Genomic DNA, 24,868 nt, shown 5'->3' with positions numbered 1-24,868 from the left:
GATGTTCCGGAACGATACGGAGCGCTGTTCCGCTTTGTCAACCGCCCGGGATCGAGCACGCGCCACCGCGCAAGCGAGCCGACGCCGTGCGCGGCGAGCAGGCCCTGCTCGCCGCGGCGAGCCCGCCTCGCCCTCCACTTCGGACTTGTCCTTCGCGGCGTTGCGGACGTGGGCCGATCGCTCGTCGACTTCCCGGTGACCACGCACGAACTCGCGGGCGCGCCGCGGTCGGGCGGCAGCGGGCTCCAGTGATCGCGCTGCCACTGGGCGGCCTGCACCGCTGAACGCCGGGAAGCCCCGCGGGGCTTCCCCTTGCACCGCCACGGGTTGCGCCCGAGCCGTTCCTCCTCGGCGAGCCCTTCAGCAAGCAGGCGAACTTGCCGTAAACGTTTTCGCCGCGAAGACACCGGCTTGACGCCTGGCCCGTCATGATTGGTTCAACCGGCCGGTGAGGGTGAGGTACAAGTGGCAGTCACGATCCGCGACGTGGCCCGCAGGGCGCACGTGTCGGTCGCCACCGTTTCGCGTGCGCTGACGTCCCCCGAGCTCGTGCGGCCGGAGACGAGGTCACGCGTGCTGGCTGCCGCGACGGAACTCGGCTACCAGCCGAACAGGGCCGCGCGCGGGCTGATCACGGGCAAGACGGGCAACATCGGCATCGTCGTGCCCGACCTCGACAACCCGTTCTTCACCGGTGTGCTCAAGGCCGTGCAGGCACGGGCGGTGCAGGCCGACTACGCGGTGTTCGTGGCGGACAGCGACGAGGACCCGGTCACCGAGGCCAAGCTCGTGCACGCGATGGCCAAGCAGGTCGACGGGGTCGTGCTGTGCGCGCCGGGGCTGGAGGACGCGCAGATCCACGAGGTGGCCGGGGCCACGTCGCTGGTGCTGCTGAACCGGCGGCTGCCCGGCGTGCCCGCGGCGTTGATGGACTCGGCGGGCGGCATGCACGCCGTCGTCGACCACCTCGTCGCGCTCGGGCACCACCGGATCGCCTACCTCAACGGGCCGCGCACGTCGTGGTCCAACCAGGAACGCCGGCGTGGGCTGATGAAGGCCGTGGCGAAGCACGGGGTGGACCTGGCCGACCTCGGGCCGTTCGCGCCGCGCTACGAGGGCGGCCTGCAGGCGGCGGACCTCGCGGTGGCGGCCGGCACGACGGCGATCGTCGCCTACAACGACATCATGGCGCTGGGCGTGCTGGCCCGGCTGCGCGATCGCGGCATCTCGGTGCCGGGCGACGTGTCGGTGACCGGGTTCGACGACCTCACCTACGCGTCTTTGTGCTCGCCCGCGCTGACGACGGTGGCGATGCCGGTCGCACAGGCCGGGCGGACGGCGGTGAACCTCCTGCTCGACTGGCTCGATTCCGACCACTCGGAAGCGCCGCAGATCGTGGCGGAGACGCAACTCATCGTGCGCGGGACAACTGCTCCGCCGCGCGAGTAGTGGTGTTTTGACAAGGTGCGGCCCCTTTGTTTCGAAACTTCTCTCGCGTTTCGAAACAAAGGGGCGGACGCAAGGCGGCCCCGGCTGGGCGTCTGGGGGGAGTACGCCTTGAGCCGGGGCCGCGAAGCGGCTGGGCCCGAGGGGGGAGGGGGCCTAGCGCCGCTTGGTGTCCCACTCTGCCCTGACCGGAAGAAATGCGCCAGGGTGGATGTACCTGTTTTTGGATTTCTCGTACGTACGGGTTACTCGTAGAGGCCTTCGTACAACTCAGAGTGAAGACGGTGCACCACGTTCCGTTTGACCTTCAACGTGGGGGTGAGCTCCCCTTCCTCCTGGGACAGATCACGGGTGAGCAGCACGAACTTCTTCACCTGGGAAACACTGGCGAAGTGCGAGTTCGCTTCGTCAACGACTTCCCGCACGAGCGTTCGCACGTCCGGGTGACCCACCAATGATTCGAGATCGGACGGCAAGCCGCGCTGGGTGGCCCACGGCACGATCTCGTCGGCGTCCAGTGTGATCAGTGCCACGCAGTACGGCTTGCGGTCGCCGAAGAGCACGGCGTGCGAGATCCAGCGGGACTGGCGCAGCACGTTCTCGACGTTGGCCGGCGCGATGTTCTTGCCGCCCGCGGTGATGATGATGTCCTTCTTGCGGCCGGTGATCGTGACGAAGCCGTCCTCGTCGATCTCGCCCAGGTCGCCGGTGTGCAGCCAGCCGTCCTGCAACGTGGCCGCCGTCGCCTCCTCGTTGCGCCAGTAGCCCGCGAAGACGTGCGGGCCGCGCATCAGCAGCTCGCCGTCCTCGGCCACCTTCACCTCCAGGCCCGCGATGCCGGACGCGCCGACCGAACCGATCTTGAAGCGGTCCAGGGTGTTGATCGTGCCCACCGCCGTGGACTCGGTCATGCCGTAGCCCTCGAGCACCGGCACCCCGGCCGCGTGGAAGAACTGCAGCACCTCGGTGGAGATCGGCGCGGCACCGGACAACGCCTGCACGAGGCGTCCGCCGAACACCGCGCGGACGTTCGCGAACAACGCGTCGACCTGCTCGAACGCGGCCGCCATCTCGGCCGGCACGGCCTCACCGGCGGCCCGCCTGCGGCGCACCTCCAGTCCGAGCCGGACGGCCTGCGCGAGCTGGTCGGCGGGCACGCTGGAGGTGACGAACGTGTAGATCTTCTCGAAGATCCGCGGCACGGACGGCAGGAACGTCGGCTTCACCTCGGCCAGTTCCGGCACGATCGCCTTCATGTCGCCGCCGAAGTACGCGAGCGAGCCGCCGCGGTACATGGTGCCGAACATGATGATCTGCGCGAACACGTGCGCCAGCGGCAGGAACAGGTAGACCGTGTCGGTGATCGCGTCCATCCGGGTCTCCTCCGCGACCCGGCACAGCGCGACCCAGTTCGCGCTCGTCAGCACGCACCCCTTGGGCGGACCGGTGGTGCCCGAGGTGTAGATGATCAGGCTCGGGTCGTCGGGCCTGATGGCCGCGCGGCGGGAGTCCAGCACGTCGGCGAGCGGTGAGGTGCGGCCGGAGTCCTGCAGGCCGGCGAGGCGCGGGCGGTCACCGGCCGGGTCGATCGCCAGCACGGTGCGCAGTTCGGGCAGTTCGGTGGCGACGACCTCCACCTTGACGCACTGCTCCTCGTTCTCCGCCACCACGATCGACGCGCCGGAGTCGCCGACGACCCAGGCGATCTCCTCGGAGGTGCTCGACGGGTAGATCGGCACGACGATGCCGCCCGCCGCGAGCACCGCGAGTTCCACGGCCGTCCACTCCGGACGGGTGCCGGCGAGCACGCAGACCCGGTCGCCCGCCCGCAGTCCGGCGTGGACGAACCCCGAGGCGAGGTCCAGCACCTCCTCGGCGACCTCGGCGTAGGTCTGCTCGTGCCACTGCCCGTCGCGCTTGTACCGCCACGCCACCGCGTCGCCGTACGCCTGCTCCGCGAGGAACGGCAGGTCGGCTATCCGGCGGACGGCTCGCACCGCGTTCGGGGTGGTGACTCCGGCGGTCATGGCGGCTCCTAGAAGGCGCGTTCTGGCGAGTGGGGACTTCAGGCGGGCACGACCCGCACGCGGGTGCCGTTCAGCACGGCGGTGCCCGAGAGCGGGTCGAGGCGGAGGTCGTCGGTGAGCAGGTTGACGTTCACGCCGGCGTGCTCGTTCGCGACGGTGAGCCGCGTGCCGGGCTGATCGTGGCCCCAGCCGTGCGGCATGGACACGACGCCGGGTGCGATGTCGGCGGTGACCTCGACCAGCACCTCGACCTCGCCGACGCGCGAGGTGACCTGGGCGGGTTCGCCGTCGGTGAGGCCGAGGCGGTCGGCGTCGCCGGGGTTGACCAGCAGCGTGCACAACGGCTTGCCCTTCACCAGCGCGGGCACGTTGTGCATCCAGGAGTTGTTGCTGCGCAGGTGCCTGCGGCCGACCAGCACCATCCCGGTCTCCGGCCGCTCCAACGCCTCCCGCACGCGCGGCAGGTCGTCCACGATCGGCTGCGGGGTGAGCTCGACCTTCCCGAACGGCGTGCGCAGGATCTCCGGCAGGCGCGGGGTGAGCGGGCCGAGGTCGATGCCGTGCGGGTGGTCCAGCAGCTGCTTGAGGCTCAGCCCGTACGCGCCGGTGCGGAGTTTGAGGTCCAGCAGGCGTTCCTCGCGCGTCTCGCCTTCGGGTTCGAAGTCGACGCCGGCCTTCTGCCTGAGGTCGTTCAGCTGGAACGCGGCGATGGCGTCGAGGTCGGCGGCCGGGCCCAGGCCGGAGAAGATGGTGATGAGGCGGAAGAAGATGTCCGTCTCGTCGACCCTGCCTTCCTCCAACGGGATCGCGGCGCGCGAGTACTTCACGACGTTGCGCACGGAGTGGTTGAGGAACGCGATGTCGTAGTGGACGCGCCGGGACGGCGGCGGCGTCGGCAGGATGACGTCCGCGTGCCGGGTGGTCTCGTTGAGGTACGGGTCGACGCTGACCATGAAGTCCAAAGAGGACAGAGCGGCGTTCACCCTGGCCGAGTTCGGCAACGACAGCGCGGGGTTGCCGCCGATCGTGAACAGCGCGCGCACCTGGCCCTCGCCGGGCGTCTCGATCTCGTCGACCAGCGTCACCGCCGGGAACTCCCCCATCACCTCGGGGTGGCCCCGCACGCGGCTGTGCCAGCGGCCGACGGCGAACCCCTTGCCGCTGCCCCTGCCGCGGTTCAGGTGCGCGGGCAGCGGCCACATCGCGCCGCCGGGCCGGTCGAGGTTGCCGGTGAGGACGTTGAGGACGTCGACCGCCCACGAGGCGATCGTGCCGAACTCGACGGTGGTCGTGCCGATGCGGCCGTAGACGACGGCGCGGTCGGCCGCGGCCAGTTGCGCCGCCAGTGCCCGGGTCGTGGCCGCGTCGACGCCGGTGCGGTCCTCGACGGCTTCGGGGCTGAACGGCTCGACGTGCGCGCGGATGACCGTGTGGTCGGTGACGTGGCCGGCGAGGTCCTTGAGCCGCACCAGGTCCTGCGCGAACAGCTCGTGGATCAAGGCCAGCAGCAGGAACACGTCGGTGCCCGGCCGGATCACGACGTGCTGGTCGGCGGCCTGGGCGGTGCGGCTGCGGCGCGGGTCGACCACGACGAACTTCCCGCCGCGCTTCTGCAACGCCTTGAAGCGGCCCGGTGCGTCCGGCACCGTCCACAGGCTCCCGTTGGACGCGAACGGGTCGGCGCCCAGCACCAGCATGAAGTCGGTGCGGTCGATGTCGGGCACGGGGATCGAGAAGATGCCGCCGAACATGTGGCCGACCTGGACGTGCTTGGGCATCTGGTCGACGGTGCTCGCGGTGAAGATGTTGCGGCTGCCGAGCGACTTGCGCAGCGGTCCGGCGTAGAGGCCGCCGGCGAGCGAGTGCGCGACCGGGTTGCCGAGGTACATGGCGACGGCGTTGCGGTCCGGGAAGTCCTTCAGTCGTTCGTCGACGTACGCGAAGGCCTCCGCCCAGCCGACCTCGTGGAACTCGCCGTCGCGCTTGACCAGCGGGGCGCTCAGCCGGTCGGGGTCGGCGTCGAGGGTGCCGAGCGAGGCGCCCTTCGGGCAGAGGAAGCCCTTGCTGAACTCGTCCTCGCGGTCGCCGCGCACCTTCGTGATCCGGTCGCCCTCGACCGTCAGCTCCAGCCCGCAGGTGGCTTCGCAGAGCGGGCAGGTCGTGAACACGGTCCTCATGGGTCCCCTTATCGGCTTGTTACCAACGAGTACTAGCTGTCTGGCGCAGGGCGCAATCGCCCAGCCGAGGTCAACCCGAACAGCTCACCGACAGCTCTCGCGGCGAGTCCCCGCCTATCGGCCGTGCCGTCCCGGTGCTGCCCTCGCGCTGCTCGACATACCGCTCAGTATGCTCGTTGGAGCTGGTCAGGGCCATAGCGGTCAACCTGGGGGAACGCCTTGAGCGCGGGCTGCGGGGGCACCGGGGCCGCCCGTCCGCCCCGTCCGCGGTGCTGGCCCGGGCCCCGGAGCGAGCCGGGTGAGTCCAGGTGGGTACGCCCTGGCACGAGGTCTGGCGGTGGCGTGGGCACGGGTGGAGCATGTTGCGGTGAACGCCGCACTCCGGACCGTCGCCACGATCGCCGCCTGCGCGCTCGCGTACTTCGCGACCGCACAGGTCGGCCTGGTCCTGGCCCTCGTGGAGGGTCAGGTCACCCCGCTGTGGCTGCCGACGGGGATCTCCGTGGCGGCGCTGCTGATCTGCGGGCCGCGGATCTGGCCGGGCATCGCGCTCGGCGCGTTCGCCGCCAACGTCACCCTGAGCGCACCGCTGCTGTCGGCGTTGCTCATCACGGCGGGCAACACCGCCGCACCCCTGCTCGCCTGGTACCTGCTGACCCGCTTCGGTTTCCGCCCGGCGATCGACCGGCTGAAGGACGCGTTGCTGCTCGTCTTCGCGGCCGCGCTGGGCTCGATGCTGGTGAGCGCCCTCGTGGGCACGACGGCGTTGCGGCTGGGCGGCGTGATCCCGTGGCGCGATGCGCCGGCCGTGGCGTCGGTGTGGTGGACCGGTGACGCGATGGGCGTGCTGGTGTTCACGCCGTTGCTGCTCACGCTGGCGCGCCTGCGGTGGCGCGTGTCCCCCGCCCGGCTGGCCGAGGCGTGCGTGGTGCTGGTGACGACGGCCGCGCTCGCGTCGTTCGTGACCGTGTCGGCCCTGCGGTTGCTGTTCCTGGTGTTCCCGATGCTGATCTGGGCGGCGTTGCGGTTCCAGCACGCGATCGCGGCGCCCTGTGCGGCGATCATCTCCGTGGCCGCCGTGATGTCCGCCGCCGGCGGGCACTTCTCCCCGGGCGGCCTGCTGACGACGATGATCGTGCTGCAGGCCTTCAACGGATCGGTGGCGCTGACCGGGCTGATCCTCTCGGCGATCACCAGTGAGCGCGACGAGGCCCGGCGCACCGTGGAACGGGCCTGCGAGCAGCTGGCCGAGACCGTTGCGCGCTACCAGGAGGAGGGAGTGCGCAAACGGCTCGGCCGCGTCGTGCCGCCCGCCTAGTCCTTGTCCTAGAAGGGTTTGGTCTCCGCGGCGATCTCGCCGAGGATCGCGCTCAACGGCCGCCCTGCCGACTGCACCCCGGCGGAGGCCGCCGCACCCGGAGGCACGTCCTCCGCGATGTCGGTGCCCGCACAGGTCACCCGGGACGCGGGCAGGATGCCCGAGACCAGGTACTTGTTGACCAGGGTGTCGACGCATGCGTTGCGGCGCAGGGCGTAGTGTCCGTGCTGGCCGTCGTTCGACACGCTGATCAACGGCTGGTTCAGGTGTTCCGCCATCACCCGGCCGTTGGCGAGCGGGGTCTGGGTGTCGCCGTCGGAGTTGACCACCAGGCCGGCCGGGTACTTGCGGGTGATGGCCGGGATCTTCTCCGGTCGCTGGAACGACCGGAACGTGCAGTTGGTCGGCGCCATGTAGTCGACGGTGCCGCCGTAGGGGTTGGTGTCACGCCAACGCTTCATGTCGTTGTAGTAGGTGTTGACGTCGGTGGACCAGTCCCATTCGCAGACGACGGCCTGGAACGTCCCCGCCGAGGTGGGCTCGACGTCGCCCTTCTTCAGCGCCGCGACGATCGCCGCGGCCTCGCCCTGGTCGGCGACCCCGGCCTTGATCGAGGCGATGTGCCGGGAGAAAGCGGCCCACGAACGGCGGTACCGCGTGGCACCGACCGCGTAGTCGAAGGACGTCACGTCCGCGTAGCCGCCGTACGGCCCGGACTTCAGCTTCTCGGCGATCGCGTCCAGCTCACCGCGCACAGCGGCAGCGGTCGTGCCCAGCCCGTAGGCCGAGTTGCGGGCGGCGGTCCACGCGGTCCACTTGCGGAGGTTGTCCGTGATGGCGTCGACCACGTCGACGTCCTGCTCGTGCCACGTCTTCAGCGGGTCCAGCGCCGAGTCGAGCACGCTGCGGTCCAGGTTCTTCGGGAACATCGACCCGTAGACCGCGCCGAGCTGCGTTCCGTACGAGTACCCGACGTAGGAGATCTTCTTCTCCCCCATGGCCCCGCGGATCACGTCCATGTCGCGCGCGGTGTTCATGGTGGAGATGAACCGGCGCATCTCACCGCCGCCGCGCCGGCAGTTGTCCTCGACGGCCCGCGCGTAGTCGGACCAGTTCGCGAGCTGCGCATCCGTTGGGCGCGAGGGGAACTCGTCGTCAGAAGGCGTCGAGATGCACCGGATCTGGGTGGATCGGCCGACCCCGCGCGGGTCCATGCCGATCACGTCGTAGATCTTGAGGACGTCGGTCTGCGCGGTGAACCAGTGCACCGCCCCGAGCCCGGAGCCGCCGGGCCCGCCGGGGTTCGTCATCAGCACGCCTCTGCGCCGGGACGGCTCGGTGGCCTTCTTCCGGGAGATCGCGATCTCCAGGTTCCCGTTGCCGGGGTTCTTGTAGTCCATCGGCACCACGACGGACGCGCACTCGACCCCGGTCGACGGCGACACCCACCCCGCCGGGCACTCGGCCCACGCGATGGTCTGCGCGTAGTACTCGTCCAGCGGCCCAGGCGCGGCCTGAGCGGTTCCCACCAGAGACACGAACAACGGAGCGACCAAAGCCGCCGCGCCCCAACGCTTCCTCACGCGCACCCTCCGATTCGTCGGCCAGGGCCAGAACGCTGTCGCAGTACGTGGTCCTGTCGACACCTCCGAAGGTCGGGTGATGTTCACCGCTGAGCAGCCAAACAAGACGGCATGGGGTAGGAAGAGATATGGATCCGGTCAAGGCTTTGAAGCAGGTGGCCTTCCACCTCGAACGGGCGGGGGAGCCGACCTACCGCGTCCAGGCGTTCCGCAACGCCGCCGCCGTCCTCGCCGGCCTCGACCCCGCCGACGTCGAGAAGCGGGCGAAGCTCGGCACGCTCACCGACCTCAAGGGCGTCGGCAAGTCGACCGCGGGCGTGGTCGTGGACGCGCTGGCCGGCCGCGAGCCCTCCTACCTCGCGAAGCTCCGGCACGTCGACATCACCGGCGGCGAGGAGATGCGCGCCGAGCTCAAGGGCGACTGCCACGTCCACTCCGACTGGTCCGACGGCGGCAGCCCGATCAGGGACATGGCGGAGGCCGCCCGCGACCTCGGCCACGAGTTCATGGTGCTGACCGACCACTCCCCGCGCTTGACCGTCGCGAATGGACTGACGCGTGCCCGGCTGGAGAAGCAGCTCGAGGTCGTCGTGGAGCTCAACGAGGACCTCGCGCCGTTCCGGATCCTCACCGGCATCGAGGTCGACATCCTCGACGACGGCAGCCTCGACCAGGACGAGGACCTGTTGGCACGCCTGGACGTCGTGGTCGCGAGCGTCCACTCGAAACTCAAGATGCCCCGTCCGGACATGACCAGGCGCATGATCAACGCCGTGAAGAACCCGCACGTCGACATCCTCGGCCACTGCACCGGCCGCCTGGTCGTCGGCAAGGGCAGGCCCGAGTCCCAGTTCGACGCGGCGAAGGTCTTCGAGGCGTGCGCCGAGCACGGCACCGCCGTGGAGATCAACTCACGGCCGGAGCGCCTCGATCCCCCGCGCCGGCTGCTCAGCCTCGCCGTCGACGCCGGCTGCACGTTCTCCATCGACAGCGACGCGCACGCCCCGGGCCAGCTCGACTGGCTGAACTACGGCTGCGCCAGGGCCGAGGAGGTCGGCGTCACCCCGGACCTGGTGATCAACACCCGGAGCGCATCTCGGCTGCTGTCCGGGTGAGGTGCTCGTACCAGGAAACGAGAGGCCCGGTGTCGGCCAGCGCACGGGTCAGCGCCACCCGGCACAGATCGCGGACGGGCTCGGGATCCCACCCCTCCAGCAACTCCTCCCACGACCCCAGCCGCCCCAGGGCGAACCCCTCCAGCCCGGCGCAGATCGGCACGACGGTCCCGTCCGCCGTCACCACCAGCGGATCCACCCGCACGAACGCGGATGGATCAGCGCGCAACAAGGCAGCCGACGTGACGTCGAACTGCACCTCCACGGCGTCGTCCTCGGCCACCCGCCCCAGCTCCACCGCCGCGTGGACGAGGTCCACCCGATCCACCCCGTGCGGCCGCACCCGCACCTTGCGCGCGCCCTCCCCCACGGCCTCGGCGGCCAGTCCACGCAGCACGGCGACGTTGTCGGGCACCAGGTCGATCAGCACCGTCACCCGGTGCCCCGCGGCGGCGTGCGCGCTCACCTCGTCCAGCGCGACCACGAGCTCGGCCCCAGGCACGGCCGCGAGCCAGCGAGGGTCGCAGACCTCGACTCCCATGCCTTCACAGAGTCCCGAGGCTGCGGGGAAATACCGCAACAACGTCATTCGCCCGCCGTTCACCCAACCGCCGCCGAACGACCGTCGGACACCGAACGATTCCGCTCCGCTTCTCCCGACGCGAGATCACCGAACTCGCCGAGGCCCGCGGCGTCGTCGACCAACCGGCGTGGGTCGACGACAGGACCGTCCGCGTACTCGATCCAGCGTGACGACGGCCTGAACGACGTGTGGTCGGTGCCGGCGGACGGCAGCGGTGCCCCGGCGGTCCTGGCACCGGACGCCAGTTCACCGACACCGATCACCTGATCGAGAGGATCAGGCAAGATCGAGACAGCATCGATCTCCTATCTCCCCTGTTCAAGCGGTCTTATTGAGACATCGCCAGAACGACGAGAGGTAGGAACAGATGAGCGTCCAGCACGGTTTCCACGCCACCCTGACCGCGAAGCCCGGCAAGGGCGACGAGGTCGTCGAGTTCCTGCTCGACGCGCCGTCGCTCACCAACGACGACTGCGTCGTCTTCCTGGTCGGCCGCTCGACCACCAACCCGGACGTCGTGTACGTGACGGAGGGCTGGACGACCCCCGAGGCGCACAGCGCGTTCTTCGCGAGCGACGAGGCGCAGGCGCTGGTCGCGAACCTGCAGACGTTGCTCGACGGCGAGTCCACGTACCTGGACGAGCTGCCCGTCGGTGGCAAGGCGGCGTTCTGATGCCCCTCGCCCTCGACCCCGAGCTGCGCGCCCTCCTCGCCGAGATGCCGCTGTCCACCGAACTCACGCCCGAGCTGCTCCAGCAGATCCGCCGGATGCCGTCCCCGCCGTTCACGACCGACGCCGACCGGCAGGACGTCGACCTCGGTGAGATCGTGCTGACCGTGTTCCGCCCCAGGGGGATCACGCCCACCGCGTGCGTCTACTGGATCCACGGCGGCGGCATGGTGATGGGCGACCGGTTCTCACAGATCGACATCCCGTTGCAGTGGCTCGCGGAACTCGGCGTCGCCGTGGTCACCGTCGAGCACCGGCTCGCCCCGGAGGCGACCGGCAGCACACTCGTCGACGACTGCTACCGCGGTCTCTTGTGGACAGCGGAGAACCTCGGTACCGGGAAGCTCGTCGTGGCGGGCATCAGCGCGGGTGGCGGGCTTGCCGCCGGGATCACGTTGATGGCCCGCGACCTCGGCGGTCCGGAGATCGCCGCGCAGGTGCTGATCTGCCCGATGCTGGACCACCGCAACGATTCCACGTCGAGCAGGCAGCACTCCGGCGTGCCGGGCGTGTGGACGCGCGAGATGAACGAGTTCGGATGGCGCGCCGTCCTGGGTGACCGCACGACCGTTTCACGTTATGTGTCACCGGCTCTGGCCGACGACCTGGCGGGCCTGCCCGCCACGTACGTCGACACCGGCACGGCGGAGGTGTTCCGGGACGAGGACGTCGCCTACGCCTCCCGCATCTGGGCGGCGGGCGGTGACGCGGAACTGCACACGTGGGCGGGCGGGTTCCACGGGTTCGACGCGATCTTCCCCGAGGCCGCGCTCTCCGTGCGGGCGCGGCGCACCCGCACGGAGTGGCTTGCGGCAAAACTCCGTTAGACCGGAAGTGGCCTCATGCGGTCCGGCATGTGCGCGCGGAGCGCGGTGGACAACGTCGCCACCTCTTCGGCGTCCAGCAGAACGGACCCGGTCTCGCACTTCAGCACCGCTTCACCGGTGCGCTGGTCGGGCACGAACGTCAGTGCCACGTCCGGCACCGTGCACGACTCGGTCTGACGAATGGCTTCCAGCAACTCCGACACCCGGTCGTACCCCAGCCGCGCGTTCCAGCTCAGCGCGGCCGGGGGACGGACGAATAACCGGAGCCCTCCAGCGGATCGGCGAATCTCGACGCACGACAACACCGCTAACGACCTCCTAAGGGCTCACCACGAGGGTAGTCAGAGATCGCGACGGTCAGGGTCGAGTATCACCCGTTCGGTTCATTGGTAGCAGGGCTTCTCGAACTTGAAGTCCTTGGCCGTGGAACCGGTGAAGAAGTCCTCTACCAGCGTGACTCCGGTCGGAGAGGCGTCGTCGGGCTGGTAGAGGGTGCTCTGGCGGAACAGTGCGTCCTGGGGCGAAGCGGAGAAATTGCCTGCACCCGAAGGGAGCATCCCCTCGTAGTCCACAGAGGTGAGCTGCTTCACAGCGTTCAGCACACCGGCCCGCGTCAGGTCCTTGTTGGCGGCCGCCTTTTCGAGCGCCGCCTTCAACGGGTACGCCCACACCCAACCGGCCGTGTAGCCGTCGTTCGGCGTCACGCCCGGCAGTGCCGCGCGCATCGCGGTGTGGCCGACGGACTCGGTGCTCCACGACTTCCACGGCGCCGACTGCATGTACAGCGCCTTGATCGCGGGAGCGGCCGGCGACTTCAGCAGACCGGGGTTCCACGTCGGCGAGGTGCCGATGAACCTGCCCTTGAAGCCGCGGGCCGCGGCCTGCCCGATGATCACGGCCGCGTCGGTCGGGCCGGTCGTCAGCACGACCAGGTCCGGCTTCTTCGACACCACCGCGTCGATCGCGCCGCCCTGGTTGTCCTGGCCCGCCTGGGTGGTGACGTTCTCGAACGTCAGCCCGCGCTTCTCCGCCGCGATCTTCGCACCGGCCGCCGCGTCGTCGCCGTAGTCACCGGCGTTGTGCACGGCCATGACGGACTTCACGCCCATCTTCTCGACGGCGTAGTCGACGGTGTTCATCGACTCGACGCAGTAGTTCGCGCCGGACTCCAGCACGCCGTCCTCGAAGCCCCACAACGAGGTCCACGACGCCGGCACCGCGACCATCTGCGTGTTCTTCATGTCCGGCAGGATCGCGGCGGTCGTCGGCGAGCCCAGGGTCTGGGTCAGCGCCAGCACGTTGCCCTTGATCTCCTGGTAGACCTGGTTGTGGATCTGCGGGTTGTACTTGTTGTCCTTGACGTACTTGGTGACGTCGACCTCGTACCCGCCGATGCCGCCCTTGTCGTTGACGCGCTTCCAGAACGCCTTCTGCGAGTCCGTGATCGGCACGGCCAGCGTCTTGAACGGGCCTTCGGTGAGGTCCGAGATGGTGCCCAGGTAGATGCAGCCCTTGGCCTTGTCGACGGCGTTGGGACACGCCTCGGACGTCACTCCGACGTCGACCTTGATCCCGCCCGCGCCCTCCTGCGGCGCCGCGCCGTCGGATCCTCGGCACGATGCCAGGGCTAACGCCCCTACGAAAATCACGGCGACTCTCTTACCAGACATGGGGAATCTCCTCAGTACGAGAACGGCCAGGTGCGCCAGTAGTTGCGGACGCGGACCCAGATGCCGAACAACCCTCGTGGCTCGACGATGAGGAACACGATGATGAGCACGCCGTAGAGCACGGCCTCCACCTGGAAGACCGTGATCACGCCGGTCGCGTCACCACTGATGAACGGCAGCACCGTGGGCAGTTCCCTGGTGATGCGTGGCAGCAGAGTGATGAAGAGCGCGCCCATGATCGCTCCGGAGATGGTGCCCGCGCCGCCGATGAGCACCATCGCGATGTACTGCACTGACAACAAGAGGTTGAACGAGCCGGGATCGAAGAACCCGTTCACCACGAACAACAACGCGCCCGCGACACCCGCGTAGAACGAGGACACCGCGAACGCGAGCACCTTGTACCTCGTCAGGTCCACGCCGATGACCGACGCGGCCAGGTCGCGGTCGCGCACCGCCGCGAACGCCCGCCCGACCCGTGACCTGACCAGGTTGCGGGCCAGCACGCCGAAGATCACCAGCAGCACGAACATCAGCAGGTAGAGCATCTGTGCCGCGGTGAACACCGAGTTGCTCTGGTCCAGCCGCACCCCGAACAGCTCGGGGACCGCCGCCGGTCGCCCGATACCGGGACCGCCGGTGAGCGAGGTCCACTCCTTGAAGACGTGCTCTCCCAGGAAGACCAGCCCGAGCGTCACGATCGCGAGGTAGAGACCGCGCAACCGCACCGCCACCGGCGCGACCAGCACGCCGAAGAACGCGGCCACCAATCCCGAGGCCAGCAGCCAGATCGGCAGCGACGTGACGCCGAACCCGATCACCCGCCCGGTCTCGGAACCGCTCAGCGCCGCACCCGTGTAGGCGCCGATCGCCAGGAAGAAGGCGTGGCCCAGCGAGACCTGGCCCGCGTAGCCCGTGACGATGTTGAGCCCGATCGCACCGATCGCCGCCACGAACCCCGTCGCGAGCAGCTGGAGGAGATCGTCGGTGATCATGAACGGCATCAGCAACGCGATCACGACCAGGCCGGAGACCGAAACACGCTTCGGGCGCGTGTTCAGGAACGCCATGTCCTGCCCGTAGGAGGTGTAGAGCTCTGGCCTGCCCTTGATGGTCTTCGGCCCTTTCACAGGCGCTCCACCTCCTTCTTGCCGAACAGTCCGTACGGTCTGACGAGCAACACGAGCAGCATCAACGCGTACGGCGCGACCAGTCCGAAGTTCGGTCCGAGCCACGGCGCGAAGTCGTTCTGATAGGTGCCGAAGAGCGACTCGACGACACCGACCGTGAGCCCGCCGACGACCGCACCGCCCAACGACTCCAGACCTCCGATGATGATGGCGGGCAACGCTTTCAGCGCCACGATCCACAGCTGCTGGTCGACCCCGGCGCCCGTCGCGACGAACACCCCGGCCAGCGCGGCGAGCCCGCCGGCCAGCGCCCACGACAACGCGAACACCGATCCGACCGACACACCCTGTGCCAGCGCGACTTCCTGGTCGTAGGCGACCGCCCGCATGGCGAGGCCGATCCGCGAGTAGCGGAAGAACAGGAACAGCGCGGCGGTCACGACGGCGGTCGTCGCGATCATGACCAGGTAGCGTTGCTGCACCTCGGCGCCGAGGAAGTTCACCGTGTTCAGGCCCCACGGGTCGCCGACCTGCCGGACGTCGAGGCCGATGAACGCGTTGGTGACGACCCTGACCACGACGTCCACGCCGATGGTGATGATCGCGACCACGAACACCGGCTTGCCGACCATCGGCCGCAGCACCGTGCGTTCCACGCCCAGGGCCAGCACCGCGATCACCACGGCGGCCACGACCACCGCGCCCACGAACGTCACCGCGGGCGAGAGGTACGAGACCAGCACGGCACCGGCCAGCATGAACGCCGGCTGCGCGAAGCTGATCACCTGCGTCGACTTGTAGATGATCACGAAGCCGAGCGCGAGCAGCGCGTAGATCGACCCGGTGCCGAGGCCCCGGATCAACGACTGGAGAAACTCATCCATACATGCTCTCCACGAGGTCGTCGAACATCTTGCCCAGCGCGGATCTCTTCACCTTCTGCGTCGCGGTCAGCTCGCCGTCCTCGTGGTCGAGCTCCTTGGGGAACATCCGGAACTTCTTGATCTGCTCGACCTGGGCGAACTTCCCGTTGGCCTCGGTCACGATCTTCTGCACCAGCTCCAGCACCTCGGGTTTCTCCGACAGGTCCCGGTAGGTGGTGTAGGTGATCTTGCGCTGCTGCGCCCAGTGGCCGACGGTCTCGTACTCGATGCCGATCAGCGCCACGAGGTACGCGCGCTGGTCGCCGATGACGACCGCCTCCTTGATGTACGGCGAGGTCTTGAGGGCGTTCTCCAGCTCGGACGGCGCGATGTTCTTGCCGCCCGCGGTGATGATGATGTCCTTCATCCGGTCGGTGATCTTCACGTGCGTGCCGTCGACCCACTCGCCGACGTCACCGGTGTGCAGCCAGCCGTCGCTCATGACCCGCGCGGTGGCCTCGGGGTCCTGCCAGTAGCCGGCGAACGTGCCGCCGTGCCTGGTGAGGACCTCGCCGGTCTCCTCGTCGATCCGCAGTTCGGTGCCGGGCTGCGGTTCGCCGACGGTGCCGAGCTTGACCCGGCCGGGGCGGTTCCCGGTGGCCACGGCGGTGTTCTCGGTCATGCCGTAGACCTCGTGCATCGGCACCCCGATGCCCATGAAGAACTTCAGCACGTCCGGCGCGATCGGAGCGGCGCCCGAGGCGGCGTACCGGACGTGCCGCATGCCGATGCGGGCCTTCAGCGCACGGAAGCAGACGAGCCAGCCCAGCGCGTAGACGATCCGGCTCCGTGCGGTGTGCTTGCCGCCGGTCCTCACCAGCGTCTCGCCGATGCTTTCGGCCCTGCGCAACCAGAACCGGGTGGTCGTGCGCTTGATCCAGGACGCGCTGGAGACGCCGATCTTGACGCCCGCCAGCACCTTCTCCCAGATCCGCGGCACGCCGAACAGGATCGTCGGCTGGACCTCGCGCAGGTTCGCCTGCACCGTCTCGATCGACTCGGCGAAGTGGACGCGCACGCCGCTCGCCGCGCTGAACCACGTCGTGAAGATGCGCTCGGCGACGTGGCACAGCGGCAGGTACGACAGCGTGACGTCGGCGGAGGACGGCGGTGGCGAAGTGAAACCGCCGCCCTCCACCAGCACGTGGACGGCGAACTCGACGTTCGCCACGGTGAGCATCGCGCCCTTGGGTGGCCCGGTGGTGCCGGACGTGTAGATCAACGTCATGACGTCCCCGGACTCGGTCGCCGCCATCCGCTCGGCGAGCTCGGCCGGGAACTCGTCGCGGTGGGCGGCACCGAGTGCCAGGAAGTCGTCCCAGGCCAGCAGCTTCGGGTTGTCGTAGCGGCCCTTGATCCCGCGCGGCTCGACGTAGACGATCCACTCCAGGTCGGGCGTGTCCTCCAGCACCAGCAACGCCTTGTCGACCTGCTCCTGGTCCTCGGCGATCAGGATGCGCGTGCCGGAGTGCGACAGCAGGTAGGCGACCTCGGAGGCGGGGTTCGTCGGGTAGAGGCCGACGGTGATGCCGCGCGCCGCGACCGTGCCGAGGTCGGCGTAGAGCCACTCGCGCCGGTTCTCGGAGTGGATCGCGACCCGTTCGCCCGGCTGGAGTCCCAACGCCAGCAGCGCGTGACCGACGAGTTCGACGTTCGCCCAGTAGCAGGCCCAGGTGACCTCCTGCCAAATGCCGAAGTCCTTGGCGCGCAAGGCGACCTGGTCGGGTGTTCCGGAAGCGCGGTCCCGCACGCGCGTGACGACGGTCGTTGTTGTCATGGCGTCACGCTCTTGTGCTGCTCGCCGAGGTACGCGCGGATGACGTCCGGGTCCTGCTGCACCTCAGCAGGGGTGCCGGTGCGGATCGGGCGACCGAAGTCCATGACCATCACGCGGTCCGCGAGGTCCATGACCAGGCCCATGTCGTGCTCCACCATGATCATCGGGATGTTCAGCTCCTCCCGGACGTCGAGGATGAACCGCGCCATGTCCTCGGTCTCCTCGACGTTCATGCCGGCGACCGGCTCGTCGAGCAGCAGCAGCTTGGGTTCCATCGCGAGCGCGCGGCCGAGTTCGACGCGCTTCTGCACGCCGTAGGGCAGCAGGCCGACCGGGAAGCGCCGCCACTGCTCCAGTTCCAGGAAGTCGATGACGTCCTCGACCGCCGCCCGGTTCTTCAGCTCCTCGTTGCGTGCTTTGCCGAGCCAGACGAACGCCGAGAGCGCGCCGTACCGCATGTGGTTGTGGCGCCCCAGCATCAGGTTGTCGACGACCGTGAGGTGCGAGAACAGCTCGATGTTCTGGAACGTGCGGGCCATGCCCCGCGCGGCGATCTTGTGCGGCCGCATGCCGACCAGGTCGTCGCCGTGGAACCGGACGGTCCCGCGCTGCGGCCGGTAGACGCCGCTCAGGACGTTGAAGATGGACGTCTTGCCGGCGCCGTTCGGGCCGATGATGGCGAAGAGCTCGCCTTGCTCGACCGTGAACGACACGGTGTCGACGGCCACGACGCCGTCGAACGCGAGCCGGATCTCGCTGACCTCCAGAACGGAGGTGGAGGGCGCCTCCGCTGAGGTGCGCACGTCGACGCTCAAGACAACCACCGCTTCCGACGCTTGTAGTGCTTGACCGCACGGAACGAGGAGGTGCCGAGACCGAGGTAGAACTCGCGGATGTCGTCGTCGGCGAGGAGTGCGTCCGCCGGCTTGTCCATGACGACCTTGCCGGTCTCGAGCACGTAGCCGTGGTCGGCGATGGAGAGCGCCATGCTGGCGTTCTGCTCGACCAGCAGGACCGTGGTGCCCTGTTCGTTGATCTTCACGACGAGGTCGCGGATCTGCTGCACGAGCAGCGGCGCGAGGCCGAGGCTCGGTTCGTCCAGCAGCAGGTAGGACGGTTCCGACATGAGCGCCCGGCCGATCGAGAGCATCTGCTGCTCGCCGCCGGACAGGTAGCCCGCGCTCTGTCTTCGCCGCTCCAGCAGCCGCGGGAACATCTCGTAGCAGCGTTCGAGGTTGTGGTTGAGCCTCTTCGGCCTGGCGTGGCCGCCGACCTTGAGGTTCTCCTCGACCGTGAGCTCGGCCAGGATCCGCCGGCCCTCCAGCGCCTGCTTGATGCCGCGGTCCGCGATCTTCGCCGGTGAGAGGCGGTGGATCGGTTCACCGTCGAGCGTGATCGAGCCCTTGGTGACCTTGCCGTCGTGCACGTCGAGGAGCCCGCTGAAGGCCCTCATCAACGTCGTCTTGCCTGCTCCGTTGGCACCGAGCAGGGCCACGACCTTGCCCCGCGGCACCTTCAGGCTCACGCCCCTGAGCACCAGCATCACGTCGTCGTAGACAACCTCGAGGTTGTTCGCTTCGAGCACCAGCGCCTCCTGTGGGGCGTCGTGACATACCGCGCAGTATGCCGCTCGTGAGACTTGGATCACAGAGCGGTTTGACCACTGTGGGCGATTTCGTGATGTGCAGATCGCGATTGGTGCACCACTCTGCGTGACCGTCCTGAGTGGACACATGACGGATGTGTAACGGCGCGTGACGCGGGTACTCACCTTCCGACGCCAAGATGAAGGAGGAGGTTTCGTGACCACCATTGAGAAGTCGGTGGACGTCCACGTGCCGGTGAGCACGGCCTACAACCAGTGGACCCAGTTCGAATCCTTCCCGGCGTTCATGGACGGCGTCGAGAAGATCGACCAGCTCACGCCGACGAAGACGCACTGGACCACGAAGATCGGCGGTGTCGTGCGCGAGTTCGACGCCGAGATCACCGAGCAGCACCCGGACGAGCGGGTCGCGTGGACGACGGTCGACGGCGCGCCGCAGGGCGGCGTGGTCACGTTCCACCGGATCGACAACGACACCACTCGGGTGCACGTCCAGATGGAGTACCACCCCGAGACGTTCATCGAGAAGGCGGGCGCGGCACTCGGCGTCGTCGGCCAGCGGGTGGAGGGCGACCTCAAGCGGTTCAAGGAGTTCATCGAGAACCGCGGTGTGGAGACCGGCGCGTGGCGTGGCGACGTGACGCCGCCGCCCCAGGTCTGATCGCGGTGCGCGTTGACGCCAGACCAGCACGCGGCGTTCGAGGAACTCGGCCGCACCGCGCGTAACTCGCCTCGTTACTACGTGCTGCGAGACAAGCTGGTGCGCGAGTACCTCCCGCTCGCCCGGCACATCGCCCGTCGCTTCAGCGAACGCGGCGAGCCCATGGAAGACCTCGCGCAGGTGGCCGCAGTAGGCCTGATCAACGCCATCGACCGATTCGACGTCGGCCGGCAGACGGACTTCCTGTCCTACGCCGTGCCGACGATCACCGGCGAGGTGCGGCGCCACTTCCGCGACCAGTGCTGGGCGGTGCGCGTGCCCCGCAGGTTGAAAGAGCTGTGCGACTCGATCGACGGAGCCACCGCCGAACTGTCGCACCGCACCGGGCGGTCTCCCACTCCCTCCGAGATCGCCCGGCACCTCGGGATCCCGCTCACCGACGTCTACGAGGGTCTGCGGATCGAGAAGAACATCGCGTTCGCGTCCCTCGACACGCTCGAAGGTTCCACCGTCGACGACCCGGCACTGGAAGGCGTCGAGATCCACGAGGCCCTGCAGCCCATGCTGCGGGGCCTTCCTCGCCGGGAACGCACGATCGTCGTGCTGCGCTTCTTCGGCAGGCTCACCCAGACCGAGATAGCCCGCCGCGTGGGCATCTCGCAGATGCACGTGTCCCGGCTGCTCACCAAGTCCCTGGAGCAGTTGAGGCACGACCTGCTGGCGGAGGAGTGACATGAGCGAGCGAGAATGTCCGGTTCTGGCGATACTGCTCCCATGAACCGGTTGCGGTGGCCCCAGAAGCTCGCGATCAGCACTGGCGCGCTGCTCGTCGTCTGGGGAGTGGCCGGGTTCTTCGTGACCGGGTTCTCGCCGTTCGCGGGCGAGGCCGGCACCTGGATCCTCGGTCTGCGGGTGAACCCCCTGCAGAACGTCATCCACCTGGTGTTCGGCGCGGCGCTGCTGGCGTCGTACGCGCGTTTGAAGGCGTTGAGCAGCACCGGCCTGCTGCTCGCCGTGCTGTTCCTGGTGATGTTCGGGCTCGGGCTCGCGCGCTACGACGATCAGGTCGTGAACTTCCTGAACGTGAACCCGGGCTCGAACGCGCTGCACTTCGTCGCCGGGTTCGCCTGCCTGGCGGCGGCGCAGGGTGCCGCCTGGTGCAGGCAGTGCGACAAGGCCGCTCTCAAGCCCGCCTGAGGCGGCCGGTCGCCCCGGCCGCCTCGGTCACGCGCTCTTCAGCAACCTGAGCACCGCGCGTTCCGGATCGCCCCGGCCGATGACGCTGCCGTGCTCGAACGCCTCCACCAGGCGCGGATCCACGTAGGACTTCCTCGCGACGGACGGCGTGTTGCCCAGGTCCTCGGAGACCTCCTTCATCACCGCGCTGATCGCGCGCTTCGACGGCTTGCCGCGTTCCTTCAGGGCGTCGGCGAACGCCTGCGCGGCGAACACCGTGGCGTGCCAGGTGCGCAGGTCCTTCACGCTGAACTCGTCGCCGACGAGTTCGCGGAAGCGCTCGTTGACGTCATCGGCGGTGAGGTCGAAGACGCGGCAGTCCGGGGTCTGGCCGCGCAGCAGCGAGCGGACCGCCCTCGCGAGTGCCGGGTCGGTGATCTCCTGGTCCACCTCGACGCCGGACTTGGCGGGGAAGGTGAACCGGACGCGGTCGCCGCGGACGTTCAGGTGTTCGCAGAGCAGGGTCGCGACGCCGTGGGTGCCGTTCTCCTCGGCGTACTGCTCGTGGCCGACGCGGAAGATGCCCAGGTCGAGCACGCGCAGCGCGATGGCGAGCAGGCGCTTGCGGCCGCGTGACCTCATGTCCTGCTCGACCTGCGCGCGGAACGCCTTCAGCTTCGGAGCGAGTTTCAGCACGCGGTCGAACTTCTCGGCGTCGCGGTCGGTGCGCCACTTGTCGTGGTAGCGGTACTGCTTGCGGCCCGCGTCGTCGTAGCCGACGGCCTGGATGTGGCCGTTGGGGTGCGCGCTGATCCACACCTCCCGCCACGCGGGCGGGATGACCAGGTCTTTCACCCTTTTCACGGCGTCGGCGGGCAGGGCGTGGCCGTGCTCGTCGAGGTAGCGGAAGCCGCTGCCGTGCCGCCTTCTGGTCCAGCCCGGTCCGGCCGGGTTGCTGCGTCGCAGTCTCAAGTGGTCACTCCAAGATTGATCTCCGTAGCACGCGGGTACCCGCTCGCCGATGAGTCACCACACGGTCGGTGTCGAGCAGGAGTTCCTGCTCGTGGACCCCGCGTCGCGGCGGCCGGTAGCACTGGCGCCACGGGTGCGGGAGCTCTCGCGCGCGCCTGGCGACCTCGACGTGCAGGGTGAGCTCACGCCGTTCCAGATCGAGATCGCGACCGGGGTGACCTCGTCGTTCGACGAGCTGTCCGAGCAGGTCCGGCTGGGACGCCGGGTGCTCGTGGACGCCGCCGACCAGGCCGGCTGCCGGTTGGTCGCCACCGGGATGCCACCGATCGGCGAGGCCGGTCCGCCTCCCGGATCGGACGACCCGCGCTATCACCGGATCGAGTACTCCCACCGAAGACTCGTGACCGGAACGGGTGCGTGCGGGCTGCACGTCCACGTCGGAGTTCCATCGAAGTCCGAAGCGTTGGCGGCGTCCAACAAGCTGAGGGTGTGGCTGCCGACGTTGCTGGCGCTGAGCGCCAACTCCCCCTACCACCAGGGGGAGGACACCGGTTACGCGAGCTGGCGGTCGATGGTGTGGTCGCGCTGGCCGGTGAGCGGGCCGCCGCCGTTCTGGCGCGAGCCCGCCGACTACGACCGCACCGTGCAGGCGTTGATCAGCTCGGAAGCGCTGATGGACAGGGCGATGGTGTACTGGGACGTCCGACCGTCCGCCGATCATCCGACGGTCGAGGTGCGCGTCGCGGACATTCCCCAGCTGGCAACGGAAGTCGCCGTGCTCGCCGAGCTGATCCGGGCCCTCGTCGTGACGGAACCCTCCGAAGGGCGGGTGGACGATCCCGTGCTGCGGGCGGCATATTGGCGGGCGTCGCGCGACGGGGTCGACGGACTGGCCGCCGATCCACACACCGGAAAACTCTCCCCCGCGTTCGACCGGGCAGTGTCGCTCGTTGAGCACGTCGAGGTCGCGCTGCGCGATCGTGGCACTCTGTCTACTGTGGAGCAGCAGTTGGACTGGTTGCGCCACAACGGCTGCGGTGCCGCTCGGCAACGACGCTGCCCGGACCCCGAGTCCCTTGTGGACATGCTGATCGCCCGAACGCGTGAGGAAACCTGATGCGCCTCCCCGCTCCCCGCGGCCACATGAGCTCAGCCCTGGTCGCGGCGCTGCGCCTGCCTCCCCCACCCCGCCCCGCGCTGCTCGCGAGCGGCGGCACCAGGGACGCCTGGCAGGACGACGACCTGCAGCTGTCGCTGTGGATCTGTTCCGAGCTGCGCACCCGCGGTTTCGACGACGCCGCCCCCGGCTGGGACGAACACCCGGCGCTGGCCCAGTTCCACGCGACGCTGGAAGCCCGCTGGGAGGAGGCGCTGAGGTCGCTGGCCGAGACCACCTCCCCCGCCGTGCTGGGCCCCGAAGGACTTCAGGAGCTCCGCAAGCACCACGCCTTCTGGCAGCCGCGCCGCGAGATGCGCTCGGTGCTGCGCGACCTCCACGGCGACGCCTACGGCACCCGCACCCACCCGGTGCTGTTCTCCGTGACGTTGCGCGACCTCGCCCCGGCAGCCGCCGTCGACGAAATGCCGGCCCCGACCCTCGCCCTGGTGAACGCGCTGTCGTTGTTCGGCGCACACCAGCGCCTCGTCGGCGCCCTCGTCGGCTTCCTGACCGCGGTCGACACCATCGGCGGCGACCCGTTCGCCCAACTGCTGCCCGTCCAGTGCCCGCCGGAGGACGTCCGCCTCGGCTTCACCGCGTGCCACGAACTGCACGCCCGCCTCACCCAGCACGTGCACTCGTCGCTCCAGGCGGGACGCACATCGCTGAGGGGGCGTTGGATGGCACCACAGCCCCGCGTTAACGTGGGGTGCTGACGTTTTTCTGTGAAGGGAGCAAGAGTGCCCGACCCCTCCGCCCTGGCCACCGTGGCTGTCGACAGGATCGCGGCCGACGTCGTCGTGCTGCGCGTGTCCGGCGAACTCGACACCACGTCCAGCGGCGAGCTGACCGGGCCGCTCGACGCACACGTGACCGACGGCCGGCGAGCCGTCGTCGTGGACCTCGGCGGGGTGCGGTTCCTCGGCTCCGCCGGTCTCGAAGCCCTGGTGCTGGGGCAGCAGCGCGCCTCGAAGGCCGGGGTCGAGTTCGTCGTGGTGGCGTCCACGCGTGCGGCGCTGCGGCCGATCGAGGCGACGGGGCTCGACCTGGTGTTCACGATCGTGGGGTCGGTGGACGAGGCGGCCGCGCGTTACTCGTCCTGACCGGCGAGGACCGGAGCCGACCCCGCTACTCGGACTCGAAGTAGGCGCCGGACGGCCCGTCCGGCCCGACCTGCGCGGTGGCAGCGATGAGCGCCGCGTCCGGGCCCGCGGCGTTGATCCGCAGCCGGGGGAACGACCTGGCGTACTGCACGGCGACCAGGTTCGCGATGGCCTCGGCCACCTCGTCGTGGCCGGTGATCACGACGGTCGGCGCCGCCGACCGTTCGAGCAGGGGAAGGTGCTCCTGCAGGACGCGGACCACCTCGGCGAGGGCGCTCTCGAACTCGCGCGGGGCACCGGCGTCGATGATCAGCACGTCGAGGTCCCCGGCCGCGGCGACCACGGTGTGCCCTGCGGACGTGAGCAGGCGGGAGGTCTCGCGTGCGAGGGCCTCGTCCGCACCGGTGATCAGCACAGCAGCCACGCCGCCCAACCTAGTCCTGGCCGATGTCCTCGTACCAGAGTTCGGGGCGCTCGGCGATGAAGGAAGTCATCAGCTCGATCAGCGCGGGGTCCTCGACGACGGTGATGGCCACGCCGTGTTCGGCCAGCCAGTCGTGGCCGCCGTGGAACGTCGTGGCCTCGCCGATCAGGACGTTCGAGATGCCGAACTGGCGCACCAGGCCGCTGCAGTACCAGCACGGCGACAGGGTGGTGACCATCGTGGTGCCGCGGTAGCCGCGCTGGCGGCCGGCGTTGCGGAAGGCCGAGGTCTCGGCGTGCATGGAGGCGTCGCCGTCCTGCACGCGCCGGTTGTGGCCCCTGCCCAGCAGACGGCCGTCGCCGCCGAAGAGGGCCGCGCCGATGGGGATCCCGCCCTCGGCGAGTCCCATCCGCGCCTCTTCGACGGCGACGGCCAGCATTTCCTCAGCTGTCATGCAGAGC

Annotated in this window: 26 protein-coding genes; 11 read left to right on the top strand and 15 right to left on the bottom strand. The window is 69.1% G+C overall.

The annotated features are described in order from the left end of the window. Positions 1 to 465 precede the first annotated feature (465 nt). Entirely contained in the window at positions 466 to 1,449 is a 984-nt protein-coding gene (locus tag QSK25_RS34590) for a LacI family DNA-binding transcriptional regulator (protein WP_285644586.1), read from the top strand. A 242-nt stretch (positions 1,450 to 1,691) separates the two neighbouring features. On the opposite strand, the gene QSK25_RS34585 is transcribed toward QSK25_RS34590, so the two are convergent. After that, positions 1,692 to 3,473 (bottom strand): AMP-dependent synthetase/ligase, encoded by a 1,782-nt coding sequence (locus tag QSK25_RS34585; protein WP_285644583.1) that lies wholly within the window; start codon positions 3,471 to 3,473, stop codon positions 1,692 to 1,694. 38 nt (positions 3,474 to 3,511) lie between these two features. Then, positions 3,512 to 5,650, bottom strand: a complete 2,139-nt coding sequence (locus QSK25_RS34580; RefSeq protein ID WP_285644582.1) for a molybdopterin-dependent oxidoreductase — start codon at positions 5,648 to 5,650, stop codon at positions 3,512 to 3,514. A 367-nt stretch (positions 5,651 to 6,017) separates the two neighbouring features. Between QSK25_RS34580 and QSK25_RS34575 the strand changes: the two genes are divergently transcribed. Next, positions 6,018 to 6,968 (top strand): MASE1 domain-containing protein, encoded by a 951-nt coding sequence (locus QSK25_RS34575; RefSeq protein ID WP_285644580.1) that lies wholly within the window; start codon positions 6,018 to 6,020, stop codon positions 6,966 to 6,968. Positions 6,969 to 6,976: 8 nt separating this feature from the next. Here the strand turns inward: QSK25_RS34575 and QSK25_RS34570 are convergent, their stop codons facing one another. Continuing rightward, positions 6,977 to 8,551 carry an alpha/beta fold hydrolase gene (locus QSK25_RS34570; RefSeq protein WP_285644578.1) on the bottom strand — a complete coding sequence of 525 codons (1,575 nt, stop codon included), beginning with the start codon at positions 8,549 to 8,551 and terminating at the stop codon, positions 6,977 to 6,979. Positions 8,552 to 8,679: 128 nt separating this feature from the next. Between QSK25_RS34570 and QSK25_RS34565 the strand changes: the two genes are divergently transcribed. Next, positions 8,680 to 9,666, top strand: a complete 987-nt coding sequence (locus QSK25_RS34565; RefSeq protein WP_285644577.1) for a PHP domain-containing protein — start codon at positions 8,680 to 8,682, stop codon at positions 9,664 to 9,666. Here the strand turns inward: QSK25_RS34565 and QSK25_RS34560 are convergent. Then, positions 9,629 to 10,207 carry a hypothetical protein gene (locus QSK25_RS34560; RefSeq protein WP_285644576.1) on the bottom strand — a complete coding sequence of 193 codons (579 nt, stop codon included), beginning with the start codon at positions 10,205 to 10,207 and terminating at the stop codon, positions 9,629 to 9,631. The genes QSK25_RS34565 and QSK25_RS34560 overlap by 38 nt on opposite strands. A 59-nt stretch (positions 10,208 to 10,266) precedes the next feature. After that, positions 10,267 to 10,512 (bottom strand): hypothetical protein, encoded by a 246-nt coding sequence (locus QSK25_RS34555; RefSeq protein WP_285644574.1) that lies wholly within the window; start codon positions 10,510 to 10,512, stop codon positions 10,267 to 10,269. A 104-nt stretch (positions 10,513 to 10,616) separates the two neighbouring features. On the opposite strand from QSK25_RS34555, the gene QSK25_RS34550 reads away from it, so the two are divergent. Continuing rightward, positions 10,617 to 10,922 carry a putative quinol monooxygenase gene (locus QSK25_RS34550; RefSeq protein WP_285644572.1) on the top strand — a complete coding sequence of 102 codons (306 nt, stop codon included), beginning with the start codon at positions 10,617 to 10,619 and terminating at the stop codon, positions 10,920 to 10,922. Next, the gene (locus QSK25_RS34545) at positions 10,922 to 11,806 is read left to right on the top strand and encodes an alpha/beta hydrolase (protein ID WP_285644571.1); all 885 of its coding nucleotides are present in this window, start codon (positions 10,922 to 10,924) and stop codon (positions 11,804 to 11,806) included. The genes QSK25_RS34550 and QSK25_RS34545 overlap by 1 nt, the downstream gene beginning before the upstream one ends. Here the strand turns inward: QSK25_RS34545 and QSK25_RS34540 are convergent. The 7 genes from QSK25_RS34540 to QSK25_RS34510 all read right to left on the bottom strand — a co-directional run bounded on the left by QSK25_RS34540 (position 11,803) and on the right by QSK25_RS34510 (position 18,891). Next, entirely contained in the window at positions 11,803 to 12,009 is a 207-nt protein-coding gene (locus QSK25_RS34540) for a hypothetical protein (RefSeq protein WP_285644569.1), read from the bottom strand. The two genes, QSK25_RS34545 and QSK25_RS34540, sit on opposite strands and share 4 nt — an antisense overlap. Before the next feature lie 180 nt (positions 12,010 to 12,189). Continuing rightward, positions 12,190 to 13,476, bottom strand: a complete 1,287-nt coding sequence (locus QSK25_RS34535; protein WP_285644568.1) for an ABC transporter substrate-binding protein — start codon at positions 13,474 to 13,476, stop codon at positions 12,190 to 12,192. An 11-nt stretch (positions 13,477 to 13,487) separates the two neighbouring features. Further along, a complete protein-coding gene (locus QSK25_RS34530) occupies positions 13,488 to 14,606 on the bottom strand; it encodes a branched-chain amino acid ABC transporter permease (protein WP_285644566.1) in 1,119 nt (372 codons plus the stop codon). Next, positions 14,603 to 15,490 (bottom strand): branched-chain amino acid ABC transporter permease, encoded by an 888-nt coding sequence (locus tag QSK25_RS34525; RefSeq protein ID WP_285644563.1) that lies wholly within the window; start codon positions 15,488 to 15,490, stop codon positions 14,603 to 14,605. Before QSK25_RS34525 ends, QSK25_RS34530 begins: the two co-directional genes overlap by 4 nt. Further along, positions 15,483 to 17,306 (bottom strand): AMP-dependent synthetase/ligase, encoded by a 1,824-nt coding sequence (locus QSK25_RS34520; RefSeq protein ID WP_285644561.1) that lies wholly within the window; start codon positions 17,304 to 17,306, stop codon positions 15,483 to 15,485. Before QSK25_RS34520 ends, QSK25_RS34525 begins: the two co-directional genes overlap by 8 nt. Beyond that, positions 17,303 to 18,121: an ABC transporter ATP-binding protein gene (locus tag QSK25_RS34515; protein WP_285644559.1), complete on the bottom strand. Its 819-nt coding sequence runs from the start codon at positions 18,119 to 18,121 to the stop codon at positions 17,303 to 17,305. Before QSK25_RS34515 ends, QSK25_RS34520 begins: the two co-directional genes overlap by 4 nt. Then, positions 18,118 to 18,891, bottom strand: a complete 774-nt coding sequence (locus tag QSK25_RS34510) for an ABC transporter ATP-binding protein (RefSeq protein WP_285644557.1) — start codon at positions 18,889 to 18,891, stop codon at positions 18,118 to 18,120. Before QSK25_RS34510 ends, QSK25_RS34515 begins: the two co-directional genes overlap by 4 nt. A 217-nt stretch (positions 18,892 to 19,108) precedes the next feature. On the opposite strand from QSK25_RS34510, the gene QSK25_RS34505 reads away from it, so the two are divergent. The 3 genes from QSK25_RS34505 to QSK25_RS34495 are packed head-to-tail and all read left to right on the top strand — an operon-like array spanning position 19,109 to position 20,770. Next, positions 19,109 to 19,573 (top strand): SRPBCC family protein, encoded by a 465-nt coding sequence (locus tag QSK25_RS34505; RefSeq protein ID WP_285644556.1) that lies wholly within the window; start codon positions 19,109 to 19,111, stop codon positions 19,571 to 19,573. Between the two features lie 12 nt (positions 19,574 to 19,585). Beyond that, a complete protein-coding gene (locus QSK25_RS34500) occupies positions 19,586 to 20,305 on the top strand; it encodes a SigB/SigF/SigG family RNA polymerase sigma factor (RefSeq protein ID WP_285644555.1) in 720 nt (239 codons plus the stop codon). A 42-nt stretch (positions 20,306 to 20,347) separates the two neighbouring features. After that, complete coding sequence (locus tag QSK25_RS34495; RefSeq protein ID WP_285644554.1) at positions 20,348 to 20,770, top strand: DUF4383 domain-containing protein; 423 nt, start codon at positions 20,348 to 20,350, stop codon at positions 20,768 to 20,770. A gap of 27 nt (positions 20,771 to 20,797) precedes the next feature. On the opposite strand, the gene QSK25_RS34490 is transcribed toward QSK25_RS34495, so the two are convergent. Then, complete coding sequence (locus QSK25_RS34490; protein ID WP_285644552.1) at positions 20,798 to 21,721, bottom strand: DNA topoisomerase IB; 924 nt, start codon at positions 21,719 to 21,721, stop codon at positions 20,798 to 20,800. A 49-nt stretch (positions 21,722 to 21,770) separates the two neighbouring features. Between QSK25_RS34490 and QSK25_RS34485 the strand changes: the two genes are divergently transcribed. Genes QSK25_RS34485 through QSK25_RS34475 form a run of 3 tightly spaced genes read left to right on the top strand, consistent with a single transcriptional unit; the run spans position 21,771 to position 23,983 of the window. After that, a complete protein-coding gene (locus QSK25_RS34485) occupies positions 21,771 to 22,838 on the top strand; it encodes a carboxylate-amine ligase (RefSeq protein ID WP_285644550.1) in 1,068 nt (355 codons plus the stop codon). Then, positions 22,838 to 23,596 carry an iron-containing redox enzyme family protein gene (locus QSK25_RS34480; protein ID WP_285644549.1) on the top strand — a complete coding sequence of 253 codons (759 nt, stop codon included), beginning with the start codon at positions 22,838 to 22,840 and terminating at the stop codon, positions 23,594 to 23,596. Before QSK25_RS34485 ends, QSK25_RS34480 begins: the two co-directional genes overlap by 1 nt. Positions 23,597 to 23,620: 24 nt before the next feature. Further along, entirely contained in the window at positions 23,621 to 23,983 is a 363-nt protein-coding gene (locus tag QSK25_RS34475) for an STAS domain-containing protein (RefSeq protein ID WP_285644547.1), read from the top strand. 25 nt (positions 23,984 to 24,008) lie between these two features. On the opposite strand, the gene QSK25_RS34470 is transcribed toward QSK25_RS34475, so the two are convergent. Then, entirely contained in the window at positions 24,009 to 24,407 is a 399-nt protein-coding gene (locus QSK25_RS34470; protein ID WP_285644545.1) for a hypothetical protein, read from the bottom strand. 10 nt (positions 24,408 to 24,417) lie between these two features. Then, on the bottom strand, positions 24,418 to 24,861 hold the full coding sequence (locus QSK25_RS34465) for a nucleoside deaminase (RefSeq protein WP_285644544.1): 444 nt from the start codon (positions 24,859 to 24,861) through the stop codon (positions 24,418 to 24,420). Positions 24,862 to 24,868 lie beyond the last annotated feature (7 nt).

The organism is Lentzea sp. NBRC 102530 (genome assembly GCF_030269365.1).
Classification (GTDB): domain Bacteria; phylum Actinomycetota; class Actinomycetes; order Mycobacteriales; family Pseudonocardiaceae; genus Lentzea.
Note: the sequence above shows the minus strand (reverse complement) of the source record. Positions and strands in the feature narration are given on the sequence as shown.